Origin of the sequence: Pseudomonas sp. OST1909 (assembly GCF_015277575.1) — a bacterium.
GTDB lineage: Bacteria > Pseudomonadota > Gammaproteobacteria > Pseudomonadales > Pseudomonadaceae > Aquipseudomonas > Aquipseudomonas synxantha_A.
Window position 1 is genome coordinate 4,733,240 of record NZ_CP063780.1, and the last position, 13,740, is coordinate 4,746,979.

Annotated in this window: 15 protein-coding genes; 9 read left to right on the forward strand and 6 right to left on the reverse strand. The window is 59.7% G+C overall.

Annotated features, from left to right (window positions below):
* Positions 1–50 precede the first annotated feature (50 nt).
* Complete coding sequence (locus IH404_RS20505; protein WP_194438889.1) at positions 51–920, forward strand: DUF6279 family lipoprotein; 870 nt, start codon at positions 51–53, stop codon at positions 918–920.
* Between the two features lie 39 nt (positions 921–959).
* Here the strand turns inward: IH404_RS20505 and IH404_RS20510 are convergent, their stop codons facing one another.
* Positions 960–1,361 (reverse strand): transcriptional regulator, encoded by a 402-nt coding sequence (locus IH404_RS20510; RefSeq protein WP_194438890.1) that lies wholly within the window; start codon positions 1,359–1,361, stop codon positions 960–962.
* Positions 1,362–1,515: 154 nt separating this feature from the next.
* On the opposite strand from IH404_RS20510, the gene IH404_RS20515 reads away from it, so the two are divergent.
* Positions 1,516–1,791, forward strand: coding sequence for a hypothetical protein (locus tag IH404_RS20515; protein ID WP_194438891.1), 276 nt, complete (start codon positions 1,516–1,518; stop codon positions 1,789–1,791).
* Between the two features lie 47 nt (positions 1,792–1,838).
* On the opposite strand, the gene IH404_RS20520 is transcribed toward IH404_RS20515, so the two are convergent.
* A complete protein-coding gene (locus IH404_RS20520) occupies positions 1,839–3,185 on the reverse strand; it encodes a DEAD/DEAH box helicase (RefSeq protein WP_005790219.1) in 1,347 nt (448 codons plus the stop codon).
* A gap of 192 nt (positions 3,186–3,377) precedes the next feature.
* On the opposite strand from IH404_RS20520, the gene IH404_RS20525 reads away from it, so the two are divergent.
* Positions 3,378–4,670: a mechanosensitive ion channel family protein gene (locus tag IH404_RS20525; RefSeq protein WP_005790221.1), complete on the forward strand. Its 1,293-nt coding sequence runs from the start codon at positions 3,378–3,380 to the stop codon at positions 4,668–4,670.
* 16 nt (positions 4,671–4,686) lie between these two features.
* On the opposite strand, the gene IH404_RS20530 is transcribed toward IH404_RS20525, so the two are convergent.
* Positions 4,687–5,253: a TetR/AcrR family transcriptional regulator gene (locus IH404_RS20530; protein ID WP_005790224.1), complete on the reverse strand. Its 567-nt coding sequence runs from the start codon at positions 5,251–5,253 to the stop codon at positions 4,687–4,689.
* A 127-nt stretch (positions 5,254–5,380) separates the two neighbouring features.
* On the opposite strand from IH404_RS20530, the gene IH404_RS20535 reads away from it, so the two are divergent.
* Together IH404_RS20535 and IH404_RS20540 are read left to right on the forward strand one after the other, a co-directional pair.
* On the forward strand, positions 5,381–6,169 hold the full coding sequence (locus IH404_RS20535; protein WP_194438893.1) for an SDR family oxidoreductase: 789 nt from the start codon (positions 5,381–5,383) through the stop codon (positions 6,167–6,169).
* Between the two features lie 63 nt (positions 6,170–6,232).
* A complete protein-coding gene (locus IH404_RS20540; RefSeq protein ID WP_194438895.1) occupies positions 6,233–7,264 on the forward strand; it encodes an NADP-dependent oxidoreductase in 1,032 nt (343 codons plus the stop codon).
* On the opposite strand, the gene IH404_RS20545 is transcribed toward IH404_RS20540, so the two are convergent.
* The 3 genes from IH404_RS20545 to IH404_RS20555 form a co-directional block, all read right to left on the reverse strand.
* Positions 7,218–8,090 carry a carboxylate/amino acid/amine transporter gene (locus IH404_RS20545; RefSeq protein ID WP_005790229.1) on the reverse strand — a complete coding sequence of 291 codons (873 nt, stop codon included), beginning with the start codon at positions 8,088–8,090 and terminating at the stop codon, positions 7,218–7,220. The two genes, IH404_RS20540 and IH404_RS20545, sit on opposite strands and share 47 nt — an antisense overlap.
* 203 nt (positions 8,091–8,293) lie before the next feature.
* A complete protein-coding gene (locus IH404_RS20550) occupies positions 8,294–8,893 on the reverse strand; it encodes an FMN-dependent NADH-azoreductase (RefSeq protein ID WP_005790231.1) in 600 nt (199 codons plus the stop codon).
* Between the two features lie 151 nt (positions 8,894–9,044).
* Positions 9,045–9,359: a 3-phosphoglycerate kinase gene (locus tag IH404_RS20555; RefSeq protein WP_194438897.1), complete on the reverse strand. Its 315-nt coding sequence runs from the start codon at positions 9,357–9,359 to the stop codon at positions 9,045–9,047.
* A gap of 49 nt (positions 9,360–9,408) precedes the next feature.
* Between IH404_RS20555 and IH404_RS20560 the strand changes: the two genes are divergently transcribed.
* The 4 genes from IH404_RS20560 (at position 9,409) to IH404_RS20575 (ending at position 13,665) form a co-directional block, all read left to right on the forward strand.
* Positions 9,409–10,332, forward strand: a complete 924-nt coding sequence (locus IH404_RS20560; protein WP_005790234.1) for a LysR family transcriptional regulator — start codon at positions 9,409–9,411, stop codon at positions 10,330–10,332.
* A 14-nt stretch (positions 10,333–10,346) separates the two neighbouring features.
* Entirely contained in the window at positions 10,347–11,150 is an 804-nt protein-coding gene (locus tag IH404_RS20565) for an alpha/beta hydrolase (RefSeq protein WP_194438900.1), read from the forward strand.
* Between the two features lie 3 nt (positions 11,151–11,153).
* Positions 11,154–11,750 (forward strand): peptidylprolyl isomerase A, encoded by a 597-nt coding sequence (locus IH404_RS20570; protein WP_005790238.1) that lies wholly within the window; start codon positions 11,154–11,156, stop codon positions 11,748–11,750.
* An 82-nt stretch (positions 11,751–11,832) separates the two neighbouring features.
* Entirely contained in the window at positions 11,833–13,665 is a 1,833-nt protein-coding gene (locus tag IH404_RS20575; RefSeq protein WP_005790239.1) for an ABC transporter ATP-binding protein, read from the forward strand.
* Positions 13,666–13,740 lie beyond the last annotated feature (75 nt).

A 13,740-nucleotide genomic window follows, 5' to 3' on the forward strand; every position in this document is an offset into this window, starting at 1 on the left:
ACCCCGCGCAGGTTCACATGCATTAACCCCATCCGTGCAAGGACTCGCCCATGTTGCGCCGGCTCAAACTCCTGATGGTACTGCTGACCCTGAGCCTGGTGCTCGCCGGCTGCAATCGCGTGGGCCTGGCCTACCGTAATCTCGACGTGATCATCCCCTGGACCCTCAACGACTACCTGGACATGAATGCCGGGCAGAAGAGCTGGTTCAACGACACCCTCAAGGAACACCTGGCCTGGCATTGCACCACGCAATTGCCGGGCTACCTGGACTGGCTCGACCGCCTGCAGCAGATGGTCGACAGTAACCAGGTCACCGACGCCGCATTGCAAACCCGTACTGTCGAAGCCAAACAGGCAATTGCCGAGATTGCGCGGGAAATCACCCCCTCCGCCGTGCAATTGCTGCAAGGCCTGGACGATCAGCAGGTCAAGGACATGAGCGACGCCCTGGCCAAGGACCTGCGCAAACGCCAGGATGAATACCTCAAGCCGCCGCTGGCCCAGCAGATCAAGGAACGCGCCGAGCGCATGAGCAAGCGCCTGGATGCCTGGATCGGCCCGCTGAGCGCCAGCCAGCAAAACCGCGTAACGGCGTGGTCCAACGCTTTGGGCGAACAGAACCAGGCGTGGATCGGCAACCGCGCCCATTGGCAGGCGCAGTTTATCGAGGCCGTTGAACACCGCCACGACGCCGACTTCCCGCAGAAAATGCAACGTTTGCTGGTGGACAGAGAGAGCCTATGGACGCCTGAATACCGCGCTGCCTATGCCCAGACCGAAGCGGCGGCGCGCAGTCTGATCGTGGACCTGATGGCTGAGAGCACCGTGCAACAGCGTCAGAAGCTGAGGCAAAAAATCGACGGCGTACGAGGCGATTTCAAAGCGCTTAAATGCCTCAAGGCCGGCGCAAATCAATAGGGATGGGAGCATCGCTTCCATCCCTATTGGACTCAGGCCTTATATAGAGCCACCGGCAATCGCAGCTTTGGAAGCGACTTGATCGAAGGTCGCTTCATCCAGCGCATCCTCCTGCTCGTTCATCACTTGACGGGGGTGCTCATGGCCAGGAATCGAACTGTCGATCAGCGCCAGCAGGCTTGCACCGCGCGGGGTCAGTATGAAATTCTCACCGTTGCCGCCCTCCTCCTCGGGGCGCGACTCAATAAACCCGCGCTTGAACAACAACGCCTCGTAATCCGCAGCGGTTTTTTTCAGCGCATCCAGGTTCCCGGTGTCCTCGCCAGCCGTCGCCTTATCGGCGGCTTCCTGCTCGGCGTACTTACGCGGGGCGAAGCTGCCCTCGCCGTTCTGCACTTCATGCAGCAGACGTTCGATCAGATCCCAGTTGTAAGTCGTCATCCTGATTCCTCCTGCAGGCCGATGGAAAATTAGCCCGTCACAGGTAGTGACACGTGGGGGCACTGGCCGTTCACCCGGATAGACGGGCGTCATTTCTCTGAACTTTCCAGACGTTCGCCGCCTCAACTGCCTATACCGCCAAGGAGGTCCGACCATGAAAACCCTGATGAACCTGGCGATTGCCGCCACACTGTTGAGCGCCCTGCCCGCGTGGGCTTGTACGCCTGAAGAGGCCACGGCCAAACGCGAAGAACTGGCTAGGCAAGTGACCCAGCTAACGGAGCAGAATCCGCAGAAGGCCAAGGAGATGGATGCCCAATTGCAGAAAATGGACCTGGACACCGAAAGCGCCGAGTTTCCCGACAAATGCCAGCTGATCGACGCAAGGCTCAAAGAACTGAAAGAAGCCGCCTCCAAAACCAAAAACTGATGGCGAAAAAAAACCGGACAATGTCCGGTTTTTTTCTGCCTGGCTGCTTATTCGGCAGCAGGCGCTTCTGGCTTGCGGCGCTTGAGTGGCGCCATGCCATCCTTGCTGACGAGCGACAGGTTGTCGGTCTTCGGCCGGTTGGCGATCTTGCGCTTGGTCGGCGATTTGGCGCCGGTTTTCTTTTTGTCGCCCTTGGCGTCGGTCTTTTTCTTCTTCACGCCAACGGCCTTGCCCGACGCCTTGACCTTCTTCGGCCCGGTGTAAGTACCTTTGACTTCCTTGATGGTACGGCGCTCGAACGATTGCTTGAGGTAGCGCTCGATGCTCGACATCAGGTTCCAGTCGCCGTGGCAGATCAGCGAGATGGCCAGGCCATCGTTGCCGGCACGCCCGGTACGGCCGATACGGTGCACGTATTCGTCGCCGCTGCGGGGCATGTCGAAGTTGATCACCAGGTCCAGGCCATCAACGTCCAGGCCACGGGCAGCGACGTCGGTGGCTACCAGGATCTTCACGCCGCCTGCCTTGAGGCGGTCGATGGCCAGCTTGCGGTCCTTCTGGTCTTTCTCGCCGTGTAGCACGAACGCCTTGTATTCCTGCGCGACCAGACGCCCGTAAATGCGGTCGGCGGCGGCACGGGTGTTGGTGAACACGATGGCCTTCTGGTAGGTCTCGTTGGCCAGCAACCAGTTGAGGATCTGTTCTTTGTGCACGTTATGGTCAGCGGTCACGATCTGCTGACGCGTGGTGGCGTTCAGGTCACTGACGTTGTTGACCTGCAAGTGCTCAGGATTGTTCAGCACCTTGGCAACCATGTCGCGCAGGGTTGAACCGCCGGTGGTGGCGGAGAACAGCATGGTCTGCTGGCGATTGACGCATTCAGCGACCAGGCGTTGCACGTCATCGGCAAAGCCCATGTCGAGCATACGGTCGGCTTCGTCGAGCACCAGTACTTCGACTTCCTTGAGGTCGAGGTTGCCGGCATTGAGTTGCTCGATCATGCGCCCCGGGGTACCGATCAGGATGTCCGGCACCTTGCGCAGCATGGCAGCCTGGACCTTGAAGTCTTCGCCGCCGGTAATGATGCCGGACTTGATGAAGGTGAACTGCGAGAAGCGCTCGACTTCCTTGAGGGTCTGCTGGGCCAGCTCACGGGTCGGCAGCAGGATCAGGGTCTTGATGCTGACGCGGACCTTGGCCGGGCCAATCAGACGATTCAGAACCGGCAAGACGAAAGCGGCGGTCTTGCCGCTGCCGGTTTGAGCCGTCACCCGCAGGTCACGCCCCTGGAGCGCGAGCGGGATGGCCGCGGCTTGCACAGGCGTAGGCTCGACAAATTTAAGCTCGGCCACGGCTTTGAGCAGGCGTTCGTGCAGGGCGAATTGGGAAAACACGGGTGCTACCTCGAAGAAATACAAAATATCAGCGCCATAGGTTACCGGTTTCGGGCGGCCAAACCGAGTTTCTTTACGCGAACAGGGTTAATCAGCTGCTTTTTTGTGAGCGATTTTGTCCAGAGCGTCAACTTTGTTGCACTTAAATGCTCTAATCGCCCCGTGTTGTCTTACAGAAGAATCGGTTCACTCATGGATATCAAACAGCTCTGGCTCAACGTCCAAGACCTTTGGGGCGCCCTCGATGAACACCCGGTCCTGCATTCCAGCCTCGGCTTGCTGGTGCTGCTGGTGGTGGCATTGCTGGTTGGACGGGTAGCGCGTTACCTCATCCTGCACGCAGTCAAATTGCTTGGCCGGCAACCGGCCCTGCACTGGCTGAACGATCTGCGACATAACAAAGTCTTCCATCGGCTGGCGCAAATGACACCGTCCCTGGTGATCCAGTTCGGCCTGTACCTGGTACCTGACCTGAGCAAGACCGCCATTCTGTTTATCGGCAATGTGGCCCTGGCGATCACCATTCTGTTTATGGTGCTGGCGATGAGTGCCCTGCTCAATGCGCTGCTGGATATCTACGCACGCACCGAACATGCACGCACCCGCTCGATCAAGGGTTATGTGCAGTTGGCAAAAATGGTGTTGTTCGTGTTTGGCGCAATCATCATCGTCGCCACCCTGATCGACCGTTCGCCGCTGCTGCTGCTGTCGGGCCTGGGTGCGATGTCGGCGGTGATTCTGTTGGTGTACAAGGACACGCTGCTGTCGTTCGTCGCCAGTGTGCAATTGACCAGCAACGACATGCTGCGGGTTGGTGACTGGATCGAAATGCCCCAGGTCGGCGCCGACGGCGATGTGGTGGACATCACCCTGCATACGGTCAAGGTGCAGAATTTCGACAAGACCATCGTCTCCATCCCGACCTGGCGCTTGATGTCCGAGTCGTTCAAGAACTGGCGCGGTATGCAGGCCTCCGGCGGGCGGCGCATCAAGCGCAGCCTGTACATCGATGCCAGCGGCGTGCGCTTTTTGCGCGATGACGAAGAAGTGCGCATGACCCAGGTGCACCTGCTCACCGGCTACATCAGTCGCAAACAGGCCGAACTCAAGGCCTGGAACGAGGCCCAGGGCCACAGCGCGCAATTGTCGGCCAACCGCCGGCGCATGACCAACCTCGGCACGTTCCGCGCCTATGCCCTGGCGTATCTGCAAAGCCACCCGGACATCCAGCCGAACATGACCTGCATGGTGCGCCAGATGCAAACCACCGCCCAGGGCGTACCGCTGGAGATCTACTGCTTTACCCGCACCACCGCGTGGGCGGATTACGAGCGGATCCAGGGGGATATTTTCGATTATCTACTGGCAGTGTTGCCGGAGTTCGGATTGAGCCTGTATCAGCAGCCGAGTGGCAACGACCTGCGCGCCGGCGTATTGCCGGCGTTGGCCGGGGCCGCGCAACTACCCGCCATCGAAACGGCGTGAAGTGATCCGAACGGGATTACGGCAGTGATGCCGTAATCTCCTGGCGGCAAACCTCAAGCACTTCATCAGCCAAAGCGGAATCATCCGGGCACGCCCGCGATAACATGATTGCGCCAATGGCATGGGCCATCCTGTTGAGCATTTTCGCGCGCACGTCTTGCTGTGGCTCGTCCTGCGTCGTGTTGTACTTTGCCTCCAGCGCTTGCAGCGTGTTTTCCAAGCCGTTGGCAAAGGTTTCCTTGAGGGTCCCTGATTGACGCGCAGCGTCTGCACACAACGCCGCCAACGTGCACCCGCCGCCGCGATGATCGCGGTGCTGCCTGGACAGGTAAACCTCGAAAAACTCCCCCGCCTCCATCTCCACGCTGCTGGCGAGCGACTGCGCCAGGCCATTGGCGGCCGCTTCTGCCATCAAATCCGCCTTGGAGCCGAAGTGCTTGTAGAAGCCGCCCTGGGTAAAACCAGCGGCAGCCATCAGTTCGGCCACACCGACCCCATCGAAACCGCGCTCACGAAACAGCGCGGAAGCCGTCGCGACGATATGCGCTCGATTGTTCTGTGATTGCGTCTTGGTGATCTTCATTTCTATGCGCTCCTGCTGCCCTGCGATAGAGGGATCTTACTATGATGTCGATCATAATCAAAACCGTTGACAGCTTTGATTATGATCGACATCATAAAACCTCCCTGCACTCACTGAGCATCACACCATGAGCACTTCCAAGACCGTTCTCATCACTGGCGCCTCGACCGGCATTGGTGCCGCCTACGCCGAACGCTTTGCCCAGCGTGGTCACGACCTGGTTCTGGTCGCCCGCGATACCAAGCGCCTGGAAGCGCTCGCTGCACGTCTGCGTGAACAGCACGCCATCACTGTTGATATCCTCCCCGCTGACCTGACCCAGATCGCTGACCTGGCAGCGGTCGAAGCACGTCTGCGCGAAGATTCCAGCATCGGCACGCTGGTCAACAACGCCGGTGCCGCACAGTCCGGCAGCTTCATCGAACAGTCCACCGACAGTGTCGCTCAGTTGGTCGCGCTCAACACCACCGCGCTGGTACGGCTTGCCAGCGCCATTGCCCCACGCCTGGCGGCAGCCGGCAACGGCGCTATCATCAACATTGGCTCGGTGGTGGGCCTGGCGCCAGAGTTCGGCATGACCGTATATGGCGCGACCAAGGCATTCGTACTGTTCCTGTCCCAGGGCATGAGCCTGGAGTTGGGCGCCAAAGGTGTCTATGTGCAAGCCGTGCTACCGGCCGCTACGCGTACCGAGATCTGGGACCGGGCGGGCATTGACATCAACACCCTCACGGACGTGATGGAAGTAGGTGACCTGGTGGATGCGGCGCTGGTCGGTTTCGACCGTCGTGAGCCCGTGACCATCCCGCCCTTGCAGGACGGCGCACGCTGGGATGCCTTGCAGGCAGCCCGACAAGTCTTGCTGTCGCAGATCAAGCAGTCCGAGGTTGCCGAGCGGTACCTGACCCAAGCCTGATCAACCTGTTGCAGGCGCGCTCTATGCGCCTGCCCTTCCTCTCGAAGCGATGAGCGTTGAACCATGAAGGCATTTTCCATCGAACGTTACGGCAAACAGACCGGGCGCATCACCGAAGCGCCAACACCAGTGGTGGGTGAGCATGACGTGCTGGTTCAAGTACATGCCAGCAGCGTCAACGTGCTGGATGCAAAAATCGCCAAGGGCGAATTCAAACTGATTCTGCCGTATGCATTGCCGTTGATACTGGGCAATGACCTGGCTGGCGTGGTGCTCAGCGTCGGGGCCGCGGTGCGACGCTTCAAGCCGGGTGACGAAGTGTATGGCCGCCCTCCACAGCAGCGTATCGGCACGTTCGCCGAGCTGATTGCGGTACGCGAGGACGCACTGGCACGCAAACCTGCGAACATGACGATGGAGCAAGCCGTCGCCCTGCCTCTGGTCGCATTGACGGCATGGCAAGTACTGGTTGAAACAGCGAGGCTGAAAAAAGGCCAGAAGGTCTTCATTCATGCCGGTTCCGGCGGAGTCGGCAGTATCGCCATCCAGCTTGCCAAGTATTTGGGCGCATTTGTCGCAACGACGACCAGCACCGCCAATGTCGAGTGGGTCAAGGCCCTGGGCGCCGATGTAGTGATCGACTACAAGCAGCAAAACTTCGAAACCCTGCTCAATGATTATGACGTCGTCTTGAACAGTCTCGGTCCGGACGCACTGGCAAAGTCACTCGACATTCTCAAACCGGGCGGTCAACTCATCTCCATCTCCGGGCCACCGACGCAGGCGTTTGCTCGCGAGCAGCAGCTGTCGTGGCTATTGGGCCTGGTCATGGGTGTGTTGAGCAGCGGTATACGTCGCAAAGCGCGCAAACAAGGCGTGCGTTATGACTTCCTCTTCATGCGCGCCAGCGGCGCCCAATTGGATGAACTGACCGCGCTGGTGGAAGCCGGCATTATCAAGCCGGTGATCGACCGCACCTTCCCTTTCGAGTCCACAGCCCAAGCCCTGAGCTATGTCGAACAAGGCCGCGCCAAAGGCAAAGTGGTGATCACGATGACAGCGCCGCCCGTGCCTGGCGTGCGCCGAGCCGACTGATCCACACCGCACCCAGAATCACCAGGCCACCCAGGGCCAGTCGGCCCAGCGGCTCATGCTGATTCCAGATCAGCAGGTTCAACAGCAGCCCCACCGGTACATGCAGGTTGTTCATCACCGCCAGAGTGCCGCCATTGACCAGACAGGCGCCCTTGTTCCACCAGTACATACCCAGCGCGGTGCTGACCAAACCAAGGAACACCAGCACGCCCCATTGCAGCGGCGCTTGCGGCAAGAAGTCAGCCTTGCCGAACAGCAGGAACGCCGGCAACACCACCAACAAGGCGCCCAGGTAGAAATAACCGAAACGCCGGAAGTGCGGTTGGTCACTGGGATAACGCGCCACCAGATGCTTGTACATGACTTGCCCGGCGGCGTAGGTGAAGTTGGCCAATTGCAGCAGCAAGAATCCCATCAGGAAGTGCGGGGTGATCTGATCGAAACGAATCACCGCCGCACCGCCCACCGCCACCAGGGCCGCGACCAGTGCCCAAGGATTGAAGCGCCGATTAAGCGCGTCCTCGATCAGAGTCACATGCAGCGGTGTGAGGATGGTGAACAGCAGCACTTCCGGCACCGTCAGCACGCGAAAGCTCAGGTACAGGCATACGTAGGTCACACCGAACTGCAATGCACCGATCACCAACATGCCGCGCATGAACGCTGGCTCCACCGAGCGCCAGCGCGTCAACGGGATAAAGATCAGCCCGGCCAGCACCACGCGCACCAGCACTGCGAAGTAGCTGTCGACGTGACCGGCGAGGTATTCGCCGATCAAACTGAAGGAAAATGCCTGAATCAGGGTGACAACCAGTAAATAGCCCATGCGCGCCTCGTTTCGAATGGGCGCGACATTAAAGCTTTTCCAATCTTGAAGAAACTCAAGGCAAAAAAAACCCGACCTCGCTAAAGCGGCAGTCGGGCAGGAGCACTCAGGAGCAACAAGTGCAAAGGGAGGTTCGATACGCGTACTTGAAGGGTTGGCGTGGCGTTATATAAACAGCCCGCGATTATCTGGCGATTAACGGATCACGCCACCTGTGCGAGCAGGGCTTTGGCATGGTTGATGCCTTTTTCCTGGAAGTCGCTGCTCAGGTTCACCCCTTCGGCGTGAATGAAGGTCACGTCGTGAATGCCGATAAAGGCCATCACCTGACGCAGGTAGGGTTCCTGGTGGTCCGAGGTGGCCCCGGTGTGAATGCCGCCACGGGCGGTCAGCACAATGGCACGTTTGCCGGTCAGCAAGCCCTGCGGTCCGGTGGCGGTGTACTTGAACGTTACGCCGGCGCGCAGGACGTGATCCAGCCAGGCTTTGAGGGTGCTGGGGATGGCGAAGTTGTACATCGGTGCAGCCATTACCAACACATCGGCGGCGAGCAATTCGTCGGTCAATGTGTTGGAACGCTCCAGGGATACCTGTTCGCTGTCGTTACGCTGATCTTCAGGTTTCATCCAGCCGCCAAGCAGGTTGGCGTCCAGGTGTGGAACCGGGTTGAGCGCCACGTCGCGCACGGTGATCTGATCGGCTGGGTGGGCAGCCCGCCATTGGCTGATGAACTGTTGGGTGAGCTGGCGAGAGATAGAATCCTGCTGGCGCGCACTGCTTTCGATGATCAGAACGTTGGACATGGCTATGTAGGCTCCATCGGTGAATGTTGTAAGTCGATGGAGAAAAGATTAACCAGGGCTCATTCGATAAAAAAGCGCAAAAAACTGCTATAACCCATCTATAAATTTGTTTATAAGCGGAGTACCCCTGTGGAAAGGCTCCGCTATCGCTTTATTTGGGGCTGCAGGTCAAGGCAATGCGCATCTTGATGATGGCGCGGTTGAACTTGACCGTGGTGTTGGTGCTTTTGCCTGCTGGCACGCTCACGGTGCGACGGCGCGGCGATTCCGGGCCGTTGGTGAAGATTACCGAACACACAGCATCCTGGGTGCCGTAGTTGTTCAGCTGAATCGAGCTGATGTCTGCGTCCACGTCGGAGGCGGTGTAATCAATGCTGACGCCATCGATCTTTTTCGTCACGTCGATAGGGTAGGCAAATACGCTCATCGGCAGCAGCGCCAGCAACACACAACACAATTTTCTCATTCGGCAGTCTCCAATAAGGACCGCCAGCTTAGGACAAGAGGAGCTCATGTTGAAAGCGCCCCGCGTTACCCTCGATCAATGGCGCACGTTGCAGGCCGTGGTTGACCATGGCGGCTTCGCCCAGGCGGCTGAAGCGCTGCACCGTTCGCAATCCTCGGTGAGCTACACCGTGGCTCGTATGCAGGATCAACTCGGCGTGCCGCTGCTGCGCATCGACGGGCGCAAGGCGGTGCTGACCGAGGCCGGTGAAGTGCTGCTGCGTCGCTCCCGGCAACTGGTGAAGAACGCCAGTCAACTGGAAGACCTTGCCCATCATATGGAACAGGGATGGGAGGCCGAAGTGCGCCTGGTAGTGGATGCGGCCTATCCCAATGCGCGCCTGGTGCGCGCCCTGACTGCGTTTATGCCGCAAAGTCGCGGCTGCCGCGTGCGCTTGCGTGAAGAGGTGTTGTCCGGCGTCGAAGAACTGCTGATCGAAGGCGTAGCCGACCTGGCAATTTGCGGTTTCAGTATCCCCGGTTACCTGGGCACCGAAATGAGCGATGTGGAATTTATCGCCGTGGCCCACCCCGAACATGCGCTGCACCGCATGAATCGCGAGCTGAGTTTCCAGGACCTGGAAAGCCAGATGCAGGTGGTCATCCGCGACTCCGGCCGCCAGCAACCGCGCGACGTCGGTTGGCTGGGCGCCGAACAGCGCTGGACCGTCGGCAGCCTGGCTACCGCCGCCGCCTTCGTGGGCAGCGGCCTGGGCTTTGCCTGGCTGCCGCGGCACATGATCGAGCGCGAACTGGCCGAAGGCGTACTCAAGCAACTGCCCCTGGAACAAGGCGGCAGCCGTCACCCGACGTTCTATCTCTACTCCAACAAGGACAAACCCCTGGGGCCGGCGACGCAGATTCTCGTGGAGCTGCTGCGCACGTTTGACACCGCTCCCCTGGATGCGCCTTTCGCCGCTCCCCGACAAGCCTGAAACGGAGTTCATCCATGGCCTGGTTCGACCACGAAGGCTGCAGCCTGCACTACGAGGAATACGGCCACGGTGCGCCGCTGATCCTGATCCACGGCCTGGGCTCCAGTAGCCAGGATTGGGAGCTGCAAGTGCCGGTACTGGCTCGGCACTATCGCCTGATCGTGGTCGACGTGCGTGGGCATGGCCGCTCCGATAAGCCCCGCGAGCGCTACAGCATCCAGGGCTTCACGTTCGACCTGCTCGCCCTGATCGAGCACCTGGACCTGCCGCCCGCCCACGTTGTGGGTTTATCCATGGGCGGCATGATCGCCTTCCAACTGGCGGTGGACGACCCCGCGCGAGTCAGAAGCCTGTGCATCGTCAACAGCGCGCCCGAAGTGAAGGTGCGCAGCGCAGGTGACTATTGGCAGTGGGCCAAACGCTGGACCCTGGCCCGCGTACTCAGCCTGCGCACCATCGGCAACGCCCTGGGCGAACGACTGTTCCCCAAACCTGCCCAGGCCGACCTGCGTCGCAAGATGGCCGAACGCTGGGCAAGCAACGACAAACGTGCTTATCTCGCCAGCTTCGACGCGATTGTGGACTGGGGCGTGCAGGAACAACTTTCGCGAATTACCTGTCCAACCCTGGTCATCAGCGCCGACCACGACTACACCCCCGTCGCGCAGAAAGAAATCTATGTAAAACTGCTGCCCGATGCGCGACTGGTGGTGATCGAAGATTCCCGCCATGCCACGCCCTTGGATCAACCCGAAGTCTTTAACGCGACCTTGCTCGATTTTCTAAAGACAGTCGAAACCACTACCCAGGATCACTGACCCATGCTGAAAAAAATCGCCTTCTTTGCCGGCTCCTTTCTGTTTGCCGCCAACCTGATGGCCGCCACCGCTGCTGCACCGGTGAAACCTGCCGCACCGGCCAAGTCCGCCGCGCCTCACGTGCTGATCAGCACCACCAATGGCGACATTGAAATCGAACTGGACCCGGTCAAGGCGCCGATCAGCACCAAGAACTTCCTCGCCTATGTCGACAAGGGTTTCTACACCAACACGATTTTCCACCGCGTGATCCCGGGCTTCATGGTCCAGGGCGGCGGGTTCACCCAGCAGATGTCGCAAAAACCGACTGAAGCACCGATCAAGAACGAAGCCAGCAATGGCCTGCATAACGTGCGCGGCACGCTGTCGATGGCCCGCACCAATGACCCGAACTCGGCCACCAGCCAGTTCTTCATCAACGTAGCCGACAATGCGTTCCTCGACCCGGGCCGCGATGCCGGTTACGCCGTGTTCGCCAAAGTGGTCAAGGGCATGGATGTGGTCGACATCATCGTCAACTCCCAGACCACCACCAAACAAGGCATGCAGAACGTGCCAATCGATCCTGTGTTGATCAAGTCGGCCAAGCGCATCGACTGAGGTCTGCAGGTAGCTTCGCGTGGTGCCCACACGGCACCGCGCGCATTTGAAAGGAGAGCCCGCCCGGCGGGCGTCAAACCCAATGCTCTATCGTCGCTTTGAACAACTGATCGATATTTTCCGCGACGCTCCCAGCGCGGCCCCTCCCGAAAAAGTCCTGCCCTTCTATCTCTATTACCTGCGCCAGGTCTGGCCCTGCTTCGCCGCACTGCTGGTGGTGGGGCTGGTCGGTGCGCTTATCGAAGTGGCGCTGTTCAGCTATCTGAGCCGCATCATCGACCTGGCCCAGGGCACACCACCGGCGAATTTCTTCCAGATCCACAGCGCCGAGCTGATCTGGATGGCCGTGGTCGCCCTGCTGCTGCGCCCGGTTTTCAACGGCCTGCATGACTTGCTGGTGCACCAGACCATCAACCCCGGCATGACCAGCCTCATTCGCTGGCAGAACCACAGCTACGTGCTCAAGCAGAGCCTGAACTTTTTCCAGAACGATTTCGCCGGGCGCATCGCCCAGCGGATCATGCAAACCGGCAACTCCTTGCGTGATTCGGCAGTGGCGACGGCAGAAGCCATCTGGCACGTGTCGATCTATGCCATCAGTGCCCTGGTGCTGTTTGCCGAGGCCGACTGGCGGCTGATGATCCCGCTGATCACATGGATCATCTGCTACAGCCTGGCCCTGCGCTACTTCGTACCGCGCGTGAAGGAGCGCTCGGTGATTTCCTCGGAGGCGCGCTCCAAATTGATGGGCCGAATTGTCGACGGCTATACCAATATCACCACCTTGAAGCTGTTCGCCCATACGCAGAATGAACAGGAATACGCCAAGCAAGCGATCATCGAGCAGACCGAAAAAACCCAACTGGCCGCCCGTGTGCTCACCAGCATGGACACCGTGATCTGTATCTTGAACGGCCTGCTGATTGTGACCACCACCGGCCTGGCCCTGTGGCTGTGGACGCAGTCGCTGATTTCCGTCGGCGCGATTGCCCTGGCTACCGGCTTGGTTATCCGCATCGTCAACATGTCCGGTTGGATCATGTGGGTGGTCAATGGCATCTTCGAAAATATCGGCATCGTGCAGGACGGCCTGAAAACCATCGCCCAACCACTGGCCGTGACCGACCGTGAAAACGCCCCGCGCCTGAAAGTCCCCAATGCCCAAGTGCACTTTGAGCAGGTGGATTTCCACTACGGCAAGAAGAGCGGGATCATTGGCGGCCTCAACCTCAACATCAAGGCCGGGGAAAAGATCGGTTTGATCGGCCCGTCCGGCGCGGGCAAGTCGACCCTGGTCAACCTGCTGCTGCGCCTCTACGACCTGCAAGGCGGCCGCATCCTGATCGACGGCCAGAACATCGCCGAAGTGGCCCAGGAAAGCCTGCGTGCACAGATCGGCATGATCACCCAGGACACATCGCTTCTGCACCGTTCGATCCGTGACAACCTGCTGTATGGCAAGCCCGACGCAACTGAGGACGAACTCTGGGCTGCGGTGCACAAGGCTCGCGCCGATGAGTTCATCCCGCTGTTGTCGGATTCCGAGGGCCGCACCGGGCTGGACGCCCATGTCGGTGAGCGCGGGGTGAAACTCTCTGGCGGTCAGCGGCAACGTATCGCCATCGCCCGCGTGCTGCTCAAGGACGCGCCGATCCTGATCATGGACGAAGCCACCTCGGCATTGGACTCGGAAGTGGAAGCGGCAATCCAGGAGAGCCTGGAAACCCTGATGCAGGGCAAGACCGTGATTGCGATCGCCCACCGGTTGTCGACCATCGCACGAATGGACCGCTTGGTAGTGCTGGAGAAAGGCCAGATTGCCGAAAGCGGCAGCCATGCCGAGTTGCTGGCGCAGGGCGGGCTTTATTCGCGGTTATGGCAGCACCAGACCGGCGGATTCGTCGGAATAGACTGATTTCATTGGATAGGTGCCCGGGCAATTCCGAACAATTCTGACAGTTTTCTCTATCGAACTGGTCTTGCGACACAA